Raw genomic sequence first — 21,279 nt, 5'->3', positions numbered from 1 at the left:
CCGAAACCACTCTTATAGGACAAATAAAAACTTATTCGCCCATATGCTCAATGATTGCCTGACCAAATTCAGAACAGCGCAACAAGGTCGCACCTGGCATTAAACGCTCAAAGTCATAGGTGACAGTTTTCGCCTCAATCGCCCCTGACACACCCTTGATAATCAGGTCAGCAGCCTCTGTCCAGCCCATGTCACGCAGCATCATTTCAGCAGAAAGGATGATTGAACCTGGGTTGACCTTATCCTGACCCGCATATTTCGGTGCTGTACCGTGAGTGGCTTCATACACCGCAATTGCCCCACCAATGTTTGCACCTGGCGCAATCCCAATACCACCGACCTCTGCCGCAAGTGCATCGGAAATATAGTCACCATTGAGGTTCAAGGTGGCAATGACAGAGTAGTCTGCTGGACGCATCAGGATTTGTTGCAGAAATGCATCGGCAATCACATCCTTGATCACAATGTCCTTACCCGTTTTCGGATTCTTGATTTTTACCCACGGCCCACCATCAATCAGCTGACCGCCAAAACGCTCCACTGCAAGCTCATAGCCCCATTCCTTGAACGCCCCTTCGGTATATTTCATGATGTTGCCTTTATGAACCAGTGTCACAGAGGGTTTGTCATTATCAATCGCGAATTGAATGGCTTTCCGTACCAAACGCTGAGTACCTTCTTTGGATACAGGCTTGATCCCGATGCCACAGCCCTCAGGAAAACGGATTTTGGTGACACCCATTTCTTCTTTCAGGAACTTAATGACTTTCTTTGCTTCTGGAGAATCAGCTTTCCACTCAATCCCAGCATAGATGTCTTCCGAGTTCTCACGGAAAATCACCATATCCGTCAACTCAGGATGTTGCACGGGTGATGGCACACCCTCAAACCAGCGTACTGGACGCACACATACATATAGGTCCAATTCCTGACGCAACGCGACATTCAGGGAACGGATACCACCACCAACTGGTGTGGTTAAGGGACCTTTAATTGAAACAATAAACTCACGCAAAGCTTCAAAAGTTTCTTCAGGCATATAAGTGCCATAAATTCTGTCGGCTTTTTCGCCGCAATAAACTTCCATCCATTCGATCGAACGTTTGCCACCGTAAGCTTTTTGAACAGCAGCATCTACAACTGCTTTCATTGCTGGTGTAATATCCACACCAATACCATCACCTTCAATGAAAGGAATGATAGGATGATTTGGAACATTCAGTGACAGGTCTGCATTAACTGTGATTTTGTCACCATCTGCAGGAACCACGATCTTCTGATAACCCATTGTACAGGTTCTCCCTCATGTAGCTGGCGATTAATGTATACCTTGTTTTTTATGGCATACTTTGATTTTTTACTTCCTGATTCAGTGTAATTCAATCTTGTATCTTTTTAGATTTATATGAGAAATAATAACATTTCTCAGTAAAATAAAAGCATACATTTACCAAATACCCCATACTCTTAAAGTAGTATTTTTATATGAAAATTGTCGTATTTAACAAACCTTTTGACGTGCTGTCACAGTTCCGTGAGGATGAAGCCCATCTCACGCTTTCCCATTTTATCCACGATCCTGATTTGCGTCTTGCAGGTCGCCTTGACCTTGACTCGGAAGGGCTCATGTTCCTGACAGATCATGGCGGGTTAAACCAGTACATTACCAATCCAGCGAACAAGAAATACAAGACTTATCTGGCTCAGGTGGATGGTGATGTCACTGAGGAAGCGCTTGAACAGCTTCGTAAAGGTGTGGAACTGGCAGATGGCATGACTCTGCCTGCCAAGGCGATTAAGGTGGATCAACCAGAATGGTTATGGGATCGTGATCCACCTGTACGCTACCGTGCCAATATTCCGACCAGCTGGATTGAATTGCAGATTTGTGAAGGGCGTAACCGTCAGGTACGCCGTATGACAGCGGCGGTTGGCTTTCCAACTTTGCGTCTGATTCGTACCAAGATTGGTGCCATTGATTTAGTACGTCTGGGTTTGCAACCAGGTGAACAAACAGATATTGAACCGCTGCTTTATCCAGATTTTAAAGACCTGCCTGAAGATAAGCCTTACCGTTCTCGTTCCTATGTAAAAAAACCAGGTGGTACTGGCGGCAAGCCAATGCAGCATAAAAAGAAAGAGGGTGATAAAAAGGATGGTGACAAGAAAAAGTCAGGGACTAAACGCATCTGGCAAATGGATGAGAGTGAAAAACCACGTCGTAAAACCAATGGTACAACACGTCCAAATACCAAAGCGCCTCGTGGCCGTAATCGTAATGGCCGTTAAGATTTAATATTTCTTAGGTTAGTCATTAAAACCCACTTCAAAGCCCCATAAAAAAAGCTAGTACCAAGGCACTAGCTTTTTATTAATACCAATTCAAAGTAGGGTCTGTTGATATTTCAGCCATGCCTTGCGTTATCGGCTAAAACGACATAAACAAGGCATGAAACGCAGGCAATGGCAACTCCCTTGTCAAGTTTCATAACGAAGTTTAGGGAAGTTTTAGCCATAACCCTACGGGACAGGGACATTTTTTGCTGCTACTGCGTTATGCCTTATTCATTTAGAATGGCTAAATCTCATAAGTCATGCCTTGTATCATCTAAAAAATGTCCTCTGTCGCAATGAGAGCTGAAAGCTCGCAAGGTGAAATGTCAACAGACCCTAAGTATCTTAGATTTTTAAACAGTTGCAAGCGCTGCATTGAATGTTTCACTTGGACGCATCACCGCATTCACTTTTGCTGGATCAGCAGCATAGTAGCCACCAATGTCAGCTGCTTTGCCCTGTACTTCAGAGAATTCAGCCACAATCTTCTGTTCATTCTCAGCCAATGCTTTCGCAAGTGGTGTGAACTGCGCCTTTAACTCAGCATCTTCATCCTGTGCAGCAAGCGCCTCAGCCCAGTACAGCGCCAAATAGAAATGGCTACCACGGTTGTCCAGCTCACCTGTACGACGTGATGGAGACTTGTCGTTATCCAGTAACTTGCCTGTTGCCTGATCTAAAGTCTTGGCAAGCAATTTTGCACGCGCATTATCTTCTTTAATTCCAAGCTCTTCCAGAGAAACAGCCAGCGCAAGGAACTCACCCAATGAATCCCAGCGCAAATGGTTCTCTTCCACCAACTGCTGAACGTGTTTTGGTGCTGAACCACCCGCACCTGTTTCGTACATACCACCGCCAGCCATTAACGGAACGATAGATAACATCTTCGCAGAAGTACCCAGTTCCATAATTGGGAACAAGTCAGTCAGGTAATCACGCAGGATATTACCCGTCACGGAAATCGTGTCTAAACCACGCGCCACACGCTCCAGCGTATAACGCATTGCACGCACCTGAGACATAATCTGGATATCCAGACCATCGGTATCATGCTCTTTCAGGTATTTTTCGACTTTCTTGATCAGTTCATTTTCGTGCGGACGGTATGGATCAAGCCAGAAAATCGCTGGCATGCCAGAGTTACGCGCACGTGTCACCGCAAGTTTTACCCAGTCACGAATCGGCGCATCTTTCACCTGACACATACGCCAGATATCACCCTGCTCAACATTCTGGGTCATTAACACTTCACCTGTATCAAGGTCAGTGATGTTGGCAATGCCCGCTTCTGGAATCTCGAAAGTCTTGTCGTGTGAACCGTATTCTTCCGCCTTTTGTGCCATCAATCCCACATTTGGCACAGTACCCATAGTTTTCGGGTCAAAGTTGCCATTCCACTTACAGAAATTAATCATTTCCTGATAGATACGTGCGAAAGTTGATTCTGGCATCACCGCTTTACAGTCGTAAGGCTTGCCATCAGCACCCCACATTTTACCACCACCGCGGATCATGGCAGGCATGGATGCATCGACAATCACGTCATTTGGAGAGTGGAAATTATCAATCCCCTTGGCAGAGTCAACCATTGCCAGACGAGGACGATGCTCCTGACAGGCGTGTAAATCCTCAATGATTTCTTCACGAAGCGAGGTTGGCAAGGTCGCGATCTTTTCATACAGGCCTGCCATACCGTTATTGACGTTAATACCCAACTCGTCAAATAACTTGCCATGTTTTTCAAATGCATCTTTATAGTAGATTTTGACACAGTGACCAAACACGATTGGATGCGACACTTTCATCATGGTCGCTTTTACGTGCAGTGAGAACAGGATGCCCGCTTCACGGCAGTCTTCCAGTTGCTTCTCATAGAATTCACACAGCGCTTTTTTGCTCATGAACATTGAGTCGATGATTTCACCATCCTGCAACGCCACTTTTGGCTTCAAGACAATGGTTTCACCCGTTTTGGTGATCAATTCCATTTTCACGTTACGTGCATGATCCAGTGTCATCGACTTTTCACCATGATAGAAGTCACCCTCTTCCATGTGTGAAACGTGGGTTTGTGACCACTGTTTCCATTCACTCATTGAATGCGGGTGCTTTCTGGCATAGTTCTTTACCGCAGCAGGCGCACGGCGGTCAGAGTTCCCTTCACGCAACACTGGGTTTACTGCTGAACCGAGACATTTACCATAGCGGTCTTTAATTGCCTTTTCTTCCTCAGTCACTGGATTCTCTGGATAATCAGGAATCGCATAACCTTTTGACTGAAGTTCCTTGATGCATGCCACCAACTGGGCAACCGAAGCACTGATATTTGGAAGTTTGATGATGTTCGTATCTGGATCCTGCGTGAGACGTCCAAGCTCCGCAAGGTTATTGGTCACTTTCTGCTCGCCGCTTAGGTAGTCCGAAAATTCTGCGAGCACGCGCGCGGCTACAGAGATGTCGCTTTTAACGATCTCGATGCCAGCTGGCTTAGTAAAGGTCTCAATGATCGGCAGTAGAGAGTAGGTCGCCAGTAGCGGTGCCTCATCAGTCAGTGTGTAAATGATTTTTGACTTTCCACCAGCCATATATAGCCCCTTGTGTTAAATGTTAGTTGTGAAGAACTGAGCTTTTGGCCCAGTCTTTGAGAACCGATGTGCTTAAATAAAACCCTGAGAGTATCGGCCCTCATCGCATCTCAGTCAACGCAATATCGAGTGATAACGACATTTCGAAAAAAAATACTACAAAACTCTATAAAAGTTGCAGCCATGTTTAGCCACCTCACATGAAGTTTTGGCTTTTCAAACACAAAACCGTTTCAGCTTAAATTAGATCTTTAAATTTACCATTTCGCAAACAAATGAACATAGTGCCTTAGTATGAGTACGACACTAACAAAGTTTAATGAATAACATATGACTTTGGTCATGGTAAAATCAATCTAAATGCCAAACCCTCAACTTTAGCAATACGCCACTTTGCAAGGTGAACAGCACACCTGTATTCAGACCATTTCTATGGTTCTACAGATATTCATTTTAGATAATCATAAAAAAGGCACTGATTCACAGTGCCTTTTTCATGTAGATTAAACTTTCAACCAACGATCAAGTTTATTCTGATCTTCAATTTTCAACTCAACGGTGGTCAGTGCATTTTCTCCACCCGAAATTTCAAACTGCAACAGCTCATCACGGCGGAAAGCATAAACCGTAAACGTTCCCTGCTGTTTTGCATATTTCGCCAGAAGCTTTTCTGATGCTTTAATGCCATCAATCGCAAGGATCACATCATTGGCAGACAATCCAGCTTTTGCAGCAGCACTGTCACGGCGAACTTGCTGAATCACCACACCCTCAGCCTTATCCACAACTTTTAAACCAAATGGCAGCGCCTTATCATTTTTAAGTCCATAACTTAAACCAAACTCAGGAAAAAGCTGATCCAGCGGCAACTCATCTGTGGTATTGACCAAATGATTGATTTGCTCAACCCAGTTATCCCCTGTCAGTTCATGACATAACTCAAAAATGGTGCGTTCATTGACCTGAATACCTTTCTGGGTATTTTCGTATAAACGACGCATCAAGGCATCAAGGTTTGAACCACGCAAACGCAGCCCTAAGTCCAGACAAAGCGCCACCAGACTGCCTTTGTTGTAGTAACTGGTGCCTGCATTGTTTGAGTTTTCATCCTGACGATAGAACTTGATCCATGCATCAAAACTCGATTCTGCAACAGATTGAACAGAACGTCCTGGATTCTGCAAATAGCGGTCAATCTGTGCCTTTAATAAATCCAGATAGGATTTCTGCGAAATCACCCCACTACGCAACAAAATCAGATCATCATAATAAGAAGTAAAACCTTCAAATATCCAAAGTAAGCTGGTGTACCCCTCTTTGTGCAAATCATAATGGGCAAAATTTTCAGGACGTATAAATTTCACCAGCCATGAATGGAAATATTCATGGCTACATAAGCCCAGAAAACGTTGATAGTCTTTGGAAGGTTCCTGTGTTTCATTCGCTTTCGGCAAGTCATCACGTGGCGTGATCAGGCTGGTACTGTTGCAATGTTCCAGACCACCATAACTATTGCCCGTCGCCATGGTCATAAAGGTATAGTTTTGAAATGGTGCTGAACCAAACAGATTAATTTCAGCCTGACAAATCTTCTCAATATCTGCGTGTAAACGATCCAAATTGGTATTGTGCTTGCCTGAAATCACAAACTCATGCGGAATGCCATTGGCTTCAAAGCTAAAACGGCTTTGTTCAGCCAGCTCAAATGGACTGTCAATCAGTTGGTCATAATTGTCTGCTTTTAAGGTGAAGCGTCCCTTGACCAGACTTTTACTTGGCAGTCCCGTGGCAATCTGGAAATGCCTGAGTTCATCAGGCAGGAAAATTTCAACCTCACAAGGTGATTGTTCCTGATCTTGCAGACCTAAACAGACACAGGCAGGATTGACATACAAACGGGTTTGATCAACATACGCCCCACGCACCGATAAATCATAGGCATAGACATCATACTCAACCGTAATCAATTCATGGTCGTTATTGAACAAACGCCAGCGGTTTTTCTCGGTTTTTTTAATGCTGAGTAAACGCCCTGCTTCATCAGAAGCCTGAACCGATTCAATATGTTTTGAGAACTCACGGATCAGGTAGCTACCTGGAATCCAGGTCGGCAACCATAGCTCCTGATTGGGATTGGCAAGGAAACGCAGGGTCACATGAATAAGGTGTTGGCGATAATCGTCGAACTCAATTTGATAGTGCAACATAGCTTTAGATCGTAAAAATAAGACTCACTTCACACAGCTTAGCATTTTTTTACAAAGTCATGCGTAGATGTCTTGATTGTCTGTAGAAATTGCTAGATTCTTCAACAAAAAAGTCATAGCATGCTTTTTTCGCATTCCATGCCACTGGATCGGCAGCACAAGGTGTTTACGTGAAATTTATCCTCTCCCTGTTTACGTTGTTTAGCTTCATCTGTACCCATCTCGCCCATGCCAATTTACTGAATATCGCACCTGAATCGGTGGAAGCGCAGGCATGGTCAATTATGGATGCCCAGTCAGGTCAGGTCATTGCTGAACATAATAGCCACGTACAACGTGCCCCAGCCTCATTGACCAAAATGATGGTGGCCTACATTACCCTCAAGGAAATTGAAGCTGGAAAACTGCGTAAGGAAGAGGTGCTGACCGCGACACCTGTGGTTAAAATGGTCATGTGGGATGAATCGCAAATGTATCTGAAAGAGGGTGAGCAGATTTCGGTTGATCAGTTACTTGCTGGCTTAATCGTCATGTCTGCCAACGATGCCGCTGTCACCTTGGCCGAAAAGATTTCAGGCAGTGTGCCTGAGTTTGTTGCCCGCATGAATCGGGAAGCACAGGCCTTGGGAATGAAAGATACCCATTTCAGCAATCCTGCTGGTATCACCATGACTGACCATTATTCAACTGCGGCAGATCTAGGCTTGCTGGCAAAGGCCATCGTCAAGCAAACCCCTGAATACCTACATTATTCAAAAATGCCAAGCTTTAGCTATAACCAGCGTTTTCACCATGCCACCAATTTTGCATTAAAGCTTGACCCTACGGCGGACGGTTTAAAAACAGGTTATACCAAGGCTGCTGGCTATAATCTGGCCTTGACTGCGGAACGCCCGACCTTTAATCCACACGTTGATAAACGTCGTTTGATCGTGGTTGTATTGGGTACACCGAGTGCGGTTAAACGTGCTGAAGTCGCACACAAGCTGATGGACCTGGCCTATACCTATACCCGTGATGAGGAAGTCATTCCAAAGCAGAGACTGATTGCCGAACTGCCTGTGATCAAGTCCACCCTAAAAATGTTTAAGGTCGAAACCAAGCAGCCAACTATTGTGACTACATCCTTATATGACCAAGCAACGCCAATTGACCTGAATAGTTTTGATTTGTTGACCCAGCGCATCCATCTGGTTGATGCAAACCAGCAGGTCAGCACCGTTGAACCACTGCAAACCACCAATACCCATATTAACATTGAGTTGAATGAACAGCATTTGACTGCACCTTTAACCCAGGTCATGAATCTGGCAACCGTGTCGATCTACCAAAATAACCAGTTGATCCGTAGTTTACAGATTGAAAATGATGTGCAGATTGAGGAAGCAAGTATTTTTCAGAAAGTCATGATCTGGTTTGCAAACCTGTTTTCGTTATTTTCAACACAGGATTCTTCCAAGACTGCCAAACTCTACCCACTAAATCAAGGTTAAAAACAGACTATTTTGCTCAAGATTTACCATACAGCCTTGTATGCAAGGATGGCATAATCCAGTCATCCTTTCACAAAAATAATGAGGCTCATCATGAGCAAAACCTTACATCATATCGTGATCGTGGGTGGTGGCGCAGGTGGTTTGGAACTTGCGACCCAACTGGGTGAACGTTTTGGTAGGAAAAAGAAAGCCAGAATTACGCTGGTTGACCAAAACCTCACCCACATCTGGAAACCCCTGCTCCACGAAATTGCTGCTGGCTCCCTCAATCCCCACGAAGAACAGACCAATTACTTTGCCCACGCGGAAAAGCACCATTTTGAGTTCGTGCTTGGCACCCTGCTGGATGTCAACAAGGATCAAAAGCAGATTACCATCTCTCCTCCCCAGCTTTCCAAAGAACACACGCCACTGATTCAAAGCCTGAGTTACGATACCCTGGTGCTTGCGGTGGGTTCAGTCTCCAATGATTTTGGCACAGAGGGAGTACGTGAATATTGCCATTTCCTTGACAGTCGCCAACAGGCGGATATTTTCCAGCAGGATTTATTTCACCTCTACATTGAGGCGCAAAACCATTCCACTGAACGCGCCCTAAACATCGGTATTGTAGGTGCGGGCGCCACAGGTGTGGAACTGGCGGCAGAACTGATCGAAACCACTAAAAATTTCTATCGTTATGGCTTAAAGAAAATTGATCCGAAACAGGTCAAAATTACCTTAATCGAAGCGTCTGACCGTATCCTGCCTGCACTGAATGAAAAAACCGCAGCACATAGTGCCAAGCAACTCAGGAAAATGGGCATTGAGATTCTGACCGAGCATAAGGTGCAAAAGGTTGATGACTCCAATGTCTACTTTAGCAATGGTGATGTGCTGCATTCCGATATTACTGTGTGGGCGGCAGGTGTAAAGGCACCCAAAGTTTTGGAGGCATTAACCGATTTTAAACGTGACAAGATCAATCGACTGATGGTTTATGCAACGCTGCAAACCTATTCTGATCCAAACGTGTTTGCCTTTGGTGACTGCGCCAACTGTCAGTTGGATGCCCGTCAACCACCGCTTGGCCCACGCGCACAGGTTGCCAGCCAGCAGGCAACGTTCTTGGTGGATGCAATGGCGGCCCGTTTATCAGGCTCATCTCAACCGATGTTTACCTTTAACGACAAGGGATCGCTGGTTTCATTAAGCCGTAATCAGGCGGTGGGTGAATTGCTTGGTGATGTTAGCGTACAGGGATTTATTGCCAAAACCATGTATGTTTCCCTGTACCGACTGCATCAGGCCAATATTCATGGCTACACCCAGGCTGGGGCGTTGACCGTGAAAGATTTCCTGACCCGTCGTGTACGTCCAAAAATTAAACTCTATTGAGTTGAAATTTTAAATTTCGCTCCTATTTATAACTAAATCGTTTCAAAAAGTGGAAAATAGTCAACAAAAGCTATTTTTCACTTTATGATATACAGTTAAAACTATTGATGACATGGATTCAAAACATGACTGCTATTGCAAATAACCACGTGGTTTCATTCCACTACACTTTAACAAACGCTGAGGGTGAAACACTTGATCAATCTCAAGGTGAACCACTTGCATATTTGCACGGTGCGGGCAACATCATTCCTGGTTTAGAAAATGCACTTACAGGTAAAACTGTAGGTGAAAAATTTACTGTAAATGTTCCAGCTGCTGAAGGTTATGGTGAATACAATCCAGACTTAGTTCAAGAAGTTCCAGCTCAAATGTTCCAAGGCGTGGACAATATCCAGCCTGGTATGCAGTTCCAAGCACAAACTGATGATGGCGTTCAAATCGTAACGGTTAAGGCCATTGAAGGCGACAACGTGATCGTTGACGCAAACTTCCCACTTGCTGGTCAAGACCTGACTTTTGAAGTTGAAATCATTGAAATTCGTGATGCATCTCAAGAAGAGCTTGATCACGGCCACGTTCACGGTGCAGGTGGTCACCACCACTAATTCATTTTTAAATGAATTGATTAAGGCAAAGCTTCGGCTTTGCTTTTTTATTGCCTGATACTTTTATAAAATAGAAAAATCGCTTAACTTCAATGGGACTCTCTTCTCTTGATATTCTGTCTATGTCCCATGCCTATCAACTAATCTGGTTTCGTCAGGACCTTAGAATCCATGATCATGCTGCACTTTGGCATGCAACGCAGGCTGGTCAGTGTATTGCACTGGTGATTCTGTCACCTGAACAATGGCAACAACATGACGATACCCCCATCAAGATCGAGTTTTATCTACGTCAGCTACAACAATTAAAACAGCAGCTTGCTACCCTTAACATCCCATTAATCATCCAGCATATTCCTCTATGGAAAGATGTGGGTAATTTTTTTACGGACCTTATCCAGCGCATAAATATCGGCAATGTCTATGCCAATATTGAACTGGGCGTAAATGAATTAAAGCGTGACCATGATGTACAGGAAGTATTAAACCAGCAGCAAAAAGAACTACTCCTGTTTCATGATCGTACAATGTTCCCTGTGCGTTCCATTCGCAATCAGTCCAACCTACCTTATCAGGTTTTTGGGGCATTCAAGAAAACCTGTTATCAGCGTTTACAACTTGGGTTGCCGCAATGTTACCCATTGCCTGACGCTCAGCGACCGCTTGCAGAGGACTTCTCATTTTTTAACCAAGCCAACCTGACCACCCTACAACAAACCTATGCCTCAATGCTTGAGCAAAACATGATTGATCATTGGCCTGTTGGAGAGACATACGCCTTAGATTTATTAGATGAGTTTGTAAAGGAAAGGTTGAGTAACTATAAACAAGCACGAGACTTCCCAGCACAAGTTGGCACCAGTCAACTTTCAGCCTACCTGAATATTGGTATTCTCTCTATCCGCCAATGTATTCAGGCACTGTTTAGGCAACAACATGGTGATTTTGTCATTCAGTCTGAAAGCCAGCAGGTGTGGCTGGATGAGCTGTTATGGCGTGAGTTTTATCAGCATATCCTGTTTGATTTTCCGCAGGTTTCCAAACATCTTCCCTTTAAATCCTCAACACAGAATATCCCGTGGCGTGATGACCCAATTGCGCTGGAACAGTGGCAACAGGGAAACACAGGCATTCCAATTGTGGATGCAGGCATGCGTCAGTTACTGGCAACAGGCTGGATGCATAATCGGGTGCGGATGATCTGCGCCATGTTTTTAAGCAAAAACCTGTTCATCGACTGGCGTAAAGGTGAGCAATGGTTTATGCAGCATTTGGTTGATGGCGACCTGGCGGCAAACAATGGTGGCTGGCAATGGTGCGCCTCCACAGGCACTGATGCGGTTCCCTATTTTCGGGTATTCAACCCAATCAGCCAATCATTAAAATTTGACCCGAACGGCGACTACATTCGTCGATGGGTGCCTGAACTCACTGATCTAGATGCAAAAACCATACATGAACCTTATGCCAATCCTAGGATTCAAAACTTGAATTACCCTATCCCAATTGTGGATTTAAAGACCAGCCGCACACGGGCAATTGAGACCTTTAAGACATATTTATAATCATTTAACGGCTACTGCCGAAATGGAACCGTTCCATTTCTTAACATATCAATATAGACAGAACAAACTGTATGTTACTGTTTATGCAATTAAATTCTAAAAAGGAATAACATAAAACCTAACGAACCCATAATCCAATAATGTTACATTGGTCACAAAACAGATTTAATAAAATTATAAGCCCCATGCAAAAGAACCCTGCACCAGCACTCGTCTTATGGATTATTTTAGCCCAAGTATTCATGGGAATTGTTGCATACGAGTGGTTGCCAGCAACCTATCGTGGAAGCTGGATATTGTTACTGATTTTGCTGATCTCTGGTGCTTTTCTGAATATTGGAATGGCACTTATTCTGGGTTTGGTCGCGTTTGTGGGTATGGCTGTTTATTTCTCGTTTGATCTCGCCAATCAAACCTATATTGAAAGGCAGTTGCTACTTTTGTTTGTTATTCCAATGGCACCCATCTTCCTGAGTGCGATACGCCATAATATCCAAAATGCGCTGAGAACCTATCGGGCAATCCAGAGCTACGACCGCAATTACCAGCATGATATTTTGCCGCTTACGGCACTCAACCATTTTCAGGTCGAACTGAGAAAACTGTTAAAGCTCACGCATAAAGACCACTATACGGTTTACACCACCCACATCAACAATGCCCTGCTGATCCGTGAAATGCTGGGTGAGGATGTCTGGAAAGAAACCCAGAACCAGATCATGGCCATTCTCTCCACCGACCATAACAACGTGATTTACCACTTTATCAATGAACAGTTGAGTGAAATCAGGAGTATTGTGATTCATGAGGCCAAACCTACGGATGATCAGTCTCCCCCACAGTTTATACAGGAATTGCAGGCCCTCAGCGTACTCAAGCTACAGATTGAACACCATAAGGAATCCCTACCTCCAACTGTGGGGGTGACTTGATGTCAGTGATTGTCAATATTTGTGGAATGCTCATCGCAACATCGAACTTTCCAGACACCACGCTGCAACAGTTTTACCAGCAGTATTACCACTGCAAGATTGAACGTAGTTATGATGAGGCCTCCACCCAAATACAGCCTTCGCAGGCGGTTGCCCAGTTATTTCCACAGCCACCCACCTGGTGGCCTGTGTTCACCGCTGACCAGTTAAACTCCGAAAGCTTCAGGTTGCTGATCGATCAGGGCATCAAGCCAGGCGTGATTCTCCCCAATGAATATTTCAGTCTGCTGGACTATTTCAGGATTAAAAAGGCGGTCAATGAGGGTGCCATTCCAGTTGCCATCTACCAGATGAAACATTCCAAATATTTTGCCGCAAAGGCCACTTTCTCCACCGCCCTGGGGTTAAGGCCACTTGCGGCAATCATCCAGACAGGCTGGGATGAAAACCTGATTTCCCAGCCTGCAGGAAGTTATATTGTCCAGAGTGATGAGGAGGGAGACCTTGATCTTCCCGCCCGCGCCATTCAGCACCACCAACACTATTTCTATAGCGCCACCACCGATGCGGTACAAAGCTCAGGCTATCAGGTCATCATTAATCCTCCGACAGATATGTCAGTAAACAATATTGAATATCCACACCTTGGGATTTCCTGGCGCATAAATGGCACTGATTATCAAAGTACTCCAGAACGGGTAAAGACCAATCTCTTTGGTTATTTCCTGATTGCCATGAGTACGGTGGTAATTCCACTGGACTATATTTTTTCAGCACATTATCCAAGTTTACTCAGCACCTTTGGTAGTTCCATTTCATGGATTTCATTATTACTTGGTGGGTTCTTACTCTTCCTTTTAATCATTTCCATTATTCGTAGGAGAAGAATAAATGCCCGCGATTGACATTCTTTTCCTATTTGGTTTTTTAGGCATCTGGATTCCCCAGGCATTTTGGGCATGGCTTAGTTTTCAGGCATGGAAATACTCAAAAAATGCGGCAAAGGAACTGGAAAATATGCCTGTTCCTGATCAATGGCCTGTGTTAAGTGTCCTGATTCCTGCCTATAACGAGGGCGTGGTCATTGAAGACACCCTACATGCCATTGCCCAGCAGGACTATCCTGCACATGCCTATGAAGTGCTGCTGATCAATGATGGTTCAAAGGACAATACACTGGAAATTGCCGAACGCATGGCGGCCATTTATCCCTGCATCAAGATTGTCAATGTGCCCAAAGGCATGGGTGGCAAAGGCAAATCACGAACCTTAAACAATGGCTTGCCGCATGCAAAGGGCGAACTGATTGTGGTCTATGATGCTGACAGCACGCCAGAATCCAATTGCGTTCGACTACTCGCCCAAACCCTGCTGGCAGATAAAAAACTGGTTGCAGTCAATGGCAAGGTCAGGACACGGAACTGGCGGGACAGCATTCTGACCCGCTTTATTGCGATTGAGTTTATTTTCTTCCAGTGGATTTTTCAGGGTGGCCGCTGGCAACGTTTTGAGCTTTCCACCCTGATGGGAACCAACTACGTCATTTGGCGTGATGCGCTGGAAACACTGGGCGGTTTTGACGAAAAATCGCTGGTGGATGACACTGAAATGAGCTTCAGGATTTTTCTGGGGCAAAAGCGGATTAAGTGGGTGCCGTATGCAGTGGGCTGGCAGCAAGACCCTCCCTCATTGAGTGTATTTATCAAGCAGCGTTCACGCTGGACCCAGGGCAATTTCTATGTCACCAGCAAGTATCTGCCGATTGCACTGAGAAAACCTTTCCCTATTGGCATCGAAATCTTTAACAACATTATGTGCTACGTCCTGTTCGTGCCCGCACTGATCTGGAGTCACATTACCTTAACCCTGGGTCTGCTAGGTATTGCGGGGATTAGCGTTGCAGGTCCATTTACCCTACTTTGGGGAATGTCGTTCTGCCTATATGTGGCGCAAATGTGGTTCACGCTTTCACTGGAACGGGCCAAACCCCAGTTGTATTTCTTCTCGGTTTTATCCTATGTCACCTATTCCCAAATCTTCCTGTTTATTGTTTTTAAAGCGGCGTACGACATGCTGAAAAATAAGATTCAAGGCAACTCCCTGCAATGGTACAAAACCGAACGTAGCAAAGAGAGAAAATAAATGAAGAAAAATACCTTACGCCACCATATCCTCAGTATTCTTTTGGCAAGCACCACCCTCTCTTTGCCAGTGTTGAGCTCTGCGGATACATGGAACACATGGACCTTTGACAACATCAACACATCCAATAAATATACGATAGAGCCCCATTTCTTCTATGTCGGTAAAGGTTCGGAGTGGCAAAGCATCCGCTTTAGCAGTGAATACTCAACCGAGCACTTCACCACCTTGCTGGTCAAATATGATGACAAGCTGATCTATAACACCACCCTGAATGGTGCGGGCGAGTTAAGTTTTAACATCCCAGCCAGCGAAAGTGGCTTTCACCGTCTGGACTTTATTTTACAGCAGTATTCACCACCGACCTCACCAGCTGCTGACCGCACAACATTCTGTAGTGAGGATGTTGATCAGGTGACTTACTTAACCAATTCAAAAATGGATTATCTACGCCATCGACCTGTCTATAAGTTAAAAGACCTGCCCGATGCTTTATTTAATCCGCAGATTGTACGTCCAACGCCTTTTGTGGGTGTGCTCAAGTTCAACTCAGCCAATATGGCTGAGGCCACCATGCTGAGTCGTTTGATCAACGCATGGACACCTGTAACACCAATTCGATGGTATGAACAGAGTGCACCTGCGGATCAGGCAGCCAACTTCTTTATTGAAATCAGCCGTTCCGCCACACCACTGCCAAACGGCACCTTGGTGGAAATCAGCGCGCAAAATGAAATTCCAACCCTGCGCATTCAATATGACCAGCCTGAAAAGCTCGCTTCCGCCATTAATGGTCTGCTCAATCCTGAGTATCTAAAACAGCTCGACACATCGGCCACATTTCTTCCTAATAAACTAGCTGCACCGAACTGGGCAAAACTAAAACAGATCAAAACCCTTGCAGACTTGGGTATTGAGGATTTCAGGCTCAATCAGGCGGACAAGAACCTGTTTCTAAACTTCCCAGCAGTTTGGCAACCCACTGATATTTTACAGGGCCAGATTGCCTTGCGGGTTCAAAGTGGCTTACTGGAGGGTTCCAATATCACCACCTGGATTGATGGTGGTCTTGCAGGCAGCCTGAAAACGGCGGAGTTGGAATCAGACCCAGTCAACCGACAGTTTAACTACTTTGCCAAAACCATTTCTGACAATACCACCTTTAGCATGAAGCTGGAAAACTCGGTGATTGTCAACTCCCAGTGTTTGCCTACCGCCAAAGGTTCTTTATGGATTGACACCAAGAAATCGACGGTGAAACTGCCGCATAAAATCAAGAATGGGGTGGCCTCCCTGTCCATGAGCTTTGCCACCCACCCAACCATTGCAATTGACGGCAATCCAGGCAGCCTGGAAATGGCGATCGCCATCAGTCAGGCTGCGAAAAAGATGCTGATGACCAATGACCCTGTTCCATTGAATCTGGTTAAATTTGACAGTTCCAAACCAGAAGTCCTGAATATTCGGGTAAATCCGAATATCTACCGTCAACAGATTCTCATGCATCCCGACATTATTTATGCACCTGCGGCTGCACGTGGTTTTCTGGTCAATGTCCACAACCAGCGTTTCGATGTGATTACCGATTCGGTTGAAGGTGCGCAAAACTTCACCAGACTTTGGGACAAGGTTCAACCGAATATTCCGAATAATGTCAGTAAAATTCTAGTGGCAGAAAATGGGCAGATCTTTACGCTGCAAAAAATTATTATTGGCAACCAAAAAGCGCCTCTGGTACAGCAATCTTCTTTCTTTATACTGATCGTTATAATCTCTGCTATCATGATTGTGGCAATTTTGCTTTGGTACTGGCGCAAACGACCTCATGATCAGAAGAAGGCGGATTAGAACAACACTTATAATATTATCAGCCTTGTTGTTTTTAGGAGGTTGCATTCACCTGATGCAGTCAGAAGTGCAGCCTCCCCAGATTGAAGGTATTTTCTGGCAACCTGACTTGGCCAGCACCCCACCCTCAGGCAATTGGCACCTGCTGGGTGTTTCGACTTTTATCCCGCAATGGTCAGTGGTGCAGTCAAAGGCATGGTTTGACCATGACACAGGTTTTAGCAAATGGGAAAGAAACATCAACCTGAAACAGCTCAGTCAAAACGCATGGGCACAACATATTATTCTCGGTTTGGCGGGTGAATATAATGAAAGAACAGCCCGTGCTGAGGTGTTACGTCTCGGTAAGGAATCGCAATCGATTATCAGCAAGGCCCAGCCCGTTTCCCTAAAAGGTTACTACTTTCCTGTTGAGGCCGACCCCACATGGTTAGGTGTACATCGACTTGCCCAGACAATTGAAAGCCTGCCTAAACCAATGTGGATCAGTATTTATAGTGGAGAGACAACACCTGAACATATAGATATGTGGCTTAAAAGCTGGCTACCCGAAGATACAGGTGTGTTTTTTCAGGATGGGGTTGGCGTGGGTACACGCTCACCCCAGCAGGCACGAAAAATACTGAATCAACTTCAGCAGGAATTTGGCGAAGACCACATCATTATTGTTTTGGAAGCCTTTCGCCCAACCTCAAAAGGGACCTTTCGCCCAGCCTATCCCTGGGAAATCATCCAGCAGTTGAAAGCTTATGAGGGCGAAAAAGTTTATATTTTTGATGGTCCCCATTATATGAACCGTTTTAACGTTTACAGTGTTGCATTGTGGTATCGGCTGCATTACGGCTCACCGCACTGAATAGATAAAGGCGAACACAGTTCGCCCCTAGGCCTTATATTTAATTTTCCTATGAGGATTGTGCAATCACATCCAGAATCCGTTGTGATGCCTGACCATCACCAAATGGATTCTCAACATTTGCCATCGCAGCATAATGAGCCTGATCTGAAAGCAATTTTTCTGATTCTACAATAATCTTGCCCTGATCTGTGCCCACCAAAATACCCGCTCCCACTTGCACCACCTCTGGTCGCTCAGTGGTGTCACGTAAGATCAACACAGGTTTATGGAATGATGGGCTTTCTTCCTGCAAACCACCAGAGTCCGTCAGGATAAACTCGGCACGGTCAATCACAGCCAGTAAACTTGGATAATCAAGTGGTTTCACCAGATGTACCTGAGCGTGATCGACAAATTGGGCATGCACTACATCGTGTACCGCTGGATTTAAATGCACAGGCCAGACAAAATGAACATCTGGATATTTTTTCGCCAAATGTTCCACCGCATTACAGATATTCTGGATACCCTCGCCAAAATTCTCCCGACGATGCGCCGTAATCAACACCACCCGCGCATTGGCTGGAAAAGCTAAACCATGCTGTTGCAGATAATTGTGCTGTGTCGCTTGCTGTTGAATCAGTTCCCGCCCTAAATAGACGGCATCAACAACGGTATTACCTGTTACGGTAATGGCATCATCAGCAATATGTTCCTCCAGCAAGTTCTGTCTGGATTGTGTAGTGGGCGCAAAATGCCATCGGGTAATTCTGGAAACCAGCTGACGATTTCCCTCCTCAGGGAATGGATGGTCCAGATCAAAAGAACGCAGACCCGCCTCGACATGCGCCACAGGAATTTTCATGGAAAATGCCACCAGCCCAGCGGCAAGCACGGTGGTGGTATCCCCCTGAATGATGATTGCATCACGCTGCTGACCATCAGTAAAGATATTTTCCAGTTGACCTAACCCTTGAATGAGTAACTGATTTAGGCTCTGTCCAGCATTCATCATTTTTAAACGTTGATCAATTTTGATATTGAAGAACTCAATCGCGTCACGCACCAGTTCATCGTGTTGCCCTGTAAAAATCACTTCAACATTAAAACGGTCATCCTGTTGCGCCAATAGAATCACTGGAGCGAGCTTAATTAGCTCTGGACGTGTACCAAAGACAATCGAAATCAGTTTTTTCATGCTTAGAAATCCTTATAAAACACCAGTTCAGTACGTGTATTGTTATAACTGTCCTTACCATCATCCAGACCACCATTAAAATAGTGTCCATATAGACGTTCTACACGCAGCTTGACTGGAGCATAGTTAAATGGTTGCCATGCGATGCCCGCACCATATTCAAATAAATTGTTGTAATTTTCATTTTTGGAATCAGCCAAGCCATGTAGTTTGCCATAGGCCTGCACCGTACCTGTTTCACCACGGTAAAGATTAAAGCCTGAACGCAATCTCAGGTCAGCAATCACGTTATAGTCTTCACGGGAATAACTGGCAACATTGCCATACAGGTCGGTAAAATAATCATTCCAAACCTTACTCTGCTCCATCGGGGGATTGGCATACCATTCCTGATAGCCTGCAAGACCACCCACCACGCTTTCACGAAATTTATCCCGATTACGGTCAATCAGGTCATAGCTCCCACCAACTTCCAAATATGCCCGAATGGGTAGTGTTTCCCAAGGTTGGTAATTGGCTCCCACACCCACCGTAACCGCATTCTCATCAATAATTTCTGGACGTACCCCACCCTTTGATTTTGTGTCACGGTTCAGGTTTAAAAACCCATAAACCTGTGCCCGACCATTATCCAGATTTCTTCCATAGCGCATTTTTAATGGAAAAATAAAGTCGTCATAACGGGACTCATAGGATGGCGCAAAATAAATATCCTTAAAGATTGGCTTCACCACTGCACCACTCAGGTTTTGTACAGCCTGCTGGGATTTAGCCGCAATTTCCGCATCTGAGGAGCTGGACAAGTTTTGGAAAATCTCCAATGCATCCTGATTTCTTTTTTGTTGATTGAGCAAATAGGCTTCCTGTAGCTTAAGCTGATCGTCCTGCGGTGCAAGCTGTTCAGCCTTGCGGACGCTCTGAATCGCCTCATTTTGCTTGTTCAAACGAATCTGCAAATAGGTCAGGCTTTTCCAGACCTTTATGTCCTGTGGAGTCAGTTGCCCAAGTTCAATCAGGATTTTTTCAGCATTTTCTGGCTGGCTCTGTTCAATTTTATAGAACTGATCCCAACGGTCATAAATAGGATTGCCTGGTTTATAGGCGGCATCACCCTCTTTAACAAAATCAGGTTCAGCACTCATCGCCTGCTGGGCTGAGAAAGCGAGGGCCAAGATCAAGAATGAATGATGAATACGCTTTTTTTTCGAATGGTTCATCTAATATCTCAACTAAAAATAGCAACAGGGTGAGTCATGAAAAGTTAATTTCATCTAAATAAAAATGTTAAACCATTCACATATTATAACGAAGTCCCCCGTTATCTTATCGTTAAAATAAGTTATTTTATAGCTAAGTTAAGTGGATGAATCATTGATAAAATTTTCATAAAAATGATTTTTCATAATGGACTTGAGACTTGTTTCATTATTTTTATAAGAGCCGAATTATGTCTTTTTCCCATCATGCAGAACCTCATGTCATACAACGCTCAGGCTGGTTACGTGCCGCCGTGCTTGGTGCAAATGATGGCATCATCTCCGTGACCAGCTTGATTATGGGCATGGCTGCCAGTGGTGCCAGTTCACATACCCTATTGATTACCTGTATTGCAGGACTGATCTCTGGGGCAACCTCAATGGCTGCTGGAGAATATATTTCCGTTAAGTCGCAGGAGGATATTGAAAAGTCAGACCTGCGTTTTGAGGCCAGAGAGCTTGAAAAGAATCCCCTTGCGGAACTTGGCGAACTTACCCAGATTTATATTTCACGTGGCTTAAATCCTGAACTGGCGCATGAAGTTGCCAAACAGTTGACTGAACATGATGCGCTGGGTGCACACGCCCGAGATGAAATTGGCATTCATGAAAATACCGCCGCCAATCCTGTTCAGGCAGCACTTTCTTCTGCCGCCTCCTTTTCATGCGGCGCCGCCCTCCCCATGCTGGCCATCCTGCTCAGTCCAGACACTTTTATCGCCTATGCTGTTCTAGTGACAGGCATTATTTCACTAGGGCTGTTGGGTGCACTTTCCAGCTATTTTGCGCATACCTCAATGCTAAAAGGCAGTTTGCGCATTATGTTATGGGGCATTTTAGCCATGGCTTTCTCAAGTTGGGTGGGGTCTTTATTTAATGTCTCAACCATTTAA

16 protein-coding genes are annotated in these 21,279 nt (G+C 44.9%); 11 read left to right on the top strand and 5 right to left on the bottom strand.

Annotated elements, in window-relative coordinates:
- Nucleotides 1-31: 31 nt before the first annotated feature.
- On the bottom strand, nt 32-1,288 hold the full coding sequence (gene icd, locus N5J47_RS02985; RefSeq protein WP_279959282.1) for an NADP-dependent isocitrate dehydrogenase: 1,257 nt from the start codon (nt 1,286-1,288) through the stop codon (nt 32-34).
- A 197-nt stretch (nt 1,289-1,485) separates the two neighbouring features.
- Here icd and N5J47_RS02980 point away from each other — a divergent pair, with 197 nt between their 5' ends.
- Nucleotides 1,486-2,289, top strand: a complete 804-nt coding sequence (locus N5J47_RS02980) for an rRNA large subunit pseudouridine synthase E (protein ID WP_279959283.1) — start codon at nt 1,486-1,488, stop codon at nt 2,287-2,289.
- Between the two features lie 398 nt (nt 2,290-2,687).
- On the opposite strand, the gene N5J47_RS02975 is transcribed toward N5J47_RS02980, so the two are convergent.
- Both N5J47_RS02975 and N5J47_RS02970 read right to left on the bottom strand, forming a co-directional pair.
- Nucleotides 2,688-4,919, bottom strand: coding sequence for an NADP-dependent isocitrate dehydrogenase (locus N5J47_RS02975; RefSeq protein ID WP_279959284.1), 2,232 nt, complete (start codon nt 4,917-4,919; stop codon nt 2,688-2,690).
- Between the two features lie 503 nt (nt 4,920-5,422).
- Nucleotides 5,423-7,126 carry a PDZ domain-containing protein gene (locus N5J47_RS02970; protein WP_279959285.1) on the bottom strand — a complete coding sequence of 568 codons (1,704 nt, stop codon included), beginning with the start codon at nt 7,124-7,126 and terminating at the stop codon, nt 5,423-5,425.
- A gap of 170 nt (nt 7,127-7,296) precedes the next feature.
- Between N5J47_RS02970 and N5J47_RS02965 the strand changes: the two genes are divergently transcribed.
- From N5J47_RS02965 to N5J47_RS02925, 9 genes are all read left to right on the top strand, one after another.
- On the top strand, nt 7,297-8,619 hold the full coding sequence (locus N5J47_RS02965; protein WP_279959286.1) for a D-alanyl-D-alanine carboxypeptidase PBP6B: 1,323 nt from the start codon (nt 7,297-7,299) through the stop codon (nt 8,617-8,619).
- 93 nt (nt 8,620-8,712) lie between these two features.
- A complete protein-coding gene (locus N5J47_RS02960; protein WP_279959287.1) occupies nt 8,713-9,999 on the top strand; it encodes an NAD(P)/FAD-dependent oxidoreductase in 1,287 nt (428 codons plus the stop codon).
- Between the two features lie 125 nt (nt 10,000-10,124).
- Nucleotides 10,125-10,607, top strand: a complete 483-nt coding sequence (locus tag N5J47_RS02955) for a peptidylprolyl isomerase (RefSeq protein ID WP_267981014.1) — start codon at nt 10,125-10,127, stop codon at nt 10,605-10,607.
- A gap of 122 nt (nt 10,608-10,729) precedes the next feature.
- Nucleotides 10,730-12,172, top strand: coding sequence for a deoxyribodipyrimidine photo-lyase (locus tag N5J47_RS02950; protein ID WP_279959288.1), 1,443 nt, complete (start codon nt 10,730-10,732; stop codon nt 12,170-12,172).
- Nucleotides 12,173-12,357: 185 nt separating this feature from the next.
- A complete protein-coding gene (locus N5J47_RS02945; RefSeq protein ID WP_279959289.1) occupies nt 12,358-13,104 on the top strand; it encodes a hypothetical protein in 747 nt (248 codons plus the stop codon).
- On the top strand, nt 13,104-14,009 hold the full coding sequence (locus tag N5J47_RS02940; RefSeq protein WP_279959290.1) for a hypothetical protein: 906 nt from the start codon (nt 13,104-13,106) through the stop codon (nt 14,007-14,009). Before N5J47_RS02945 ends, N5J47_RS02940 begins: the two co-directional genes overlap by 1 nt.
- The gene (locus tag N5J47_RS02935) at nt 13,996-15,246 is read left to right on the top strand and encodes a glycosyltransferase (protein ID WP_267981017.1); all 1,251 of its coding nucleotides are present in this window, start codon (nt 13,996-13,998) and stop codon (nt 15,244-15,246) included. Before N5J47_RS02940 ends, N5J47_RS02935 begins: the two co-directional genes overlap by 14 nt.
- The gene (locus N5J47_RS02930) at nt 15,247-17,094 is read left to right on the top strand and encodes a hypothetical protein (protein ID WP_279959291.1); all 1,848 of its coding nucleotides are present in this window, start codon (nt 15,247-15,249) and stop codon (nt 17,092-17,094) included.
- Entirely contained in the window at nt 17,072-17,950 is an 879-nt protein-coding gene (locus N5J47_RS02925; RefSeq protein WP_279959292.1) for a hypothetical protein, read from the top strand. The genes N5J47_RS02930 and N5J47_RS02925 overlap by 23 nt, the downstream gene beginning before the upstream one ends.
- A gap of 49 nt (nt 17,951-17,999) precedes the next feature.
- Here N5J47_RS02925 and wecB read toward each other — a convergent pair whose 3' ends face one another.
- The gene (gene wecB, locus N5J47_RS02920; protein ID WP_279959293.1) at nt 18,000-19,130 is read right to left on the bottom strand and encodes a UDP-N-acetylglucosamine 2-epimerase (non-hydrolyzing); all 1,131 of its coding nucleotides are present in this window, start codon (nt 19,128-19,130) and stop codon (nt 18,000-18,002) included.
- Between the two features lie 2 nt (nt 19,131-19,132).
- Nucleotides 19,133-20,347, bottom strand: a complete 1,215-nt coding sequence (locus N5J47_RS02915; protein ID WP_279959294.1) for a hypothetical protein — start codon at nt 20,345-20,347, stop codon at nt 19,133-19,135.
- A gap of 230 nt (nt 20,348-20,577) precedes the next feature.
- Between N5J47_RS02915 and N5J47_RS02910 the strand changes: the two genes are divergently transcribed.
- The gene (locus N5J47_RS02910) at nt 20,578-21,279 is read left to right on the top strand and encodes a VIT family protein (RefSeq protein ID WP_279959295.1); all 702 of its coding nucleotides are present in this window, start codon (nt 20,578-20,580) and stop codon (nt 21,277-21,279) included.

Source organism: Acinetobacter sp. GD03645 (assembly GCF_029845285.1).
Lineage (GTDB): Bacteria > Pseudomonadota > Gammaproteobacteria > Pseudomonadales > Moraxellaceae > Acinetobacter > Acinetobacter corruptisaponis.
This window is presented reverse-complemented; position numbering and strand designations above follow the sequence as displayed.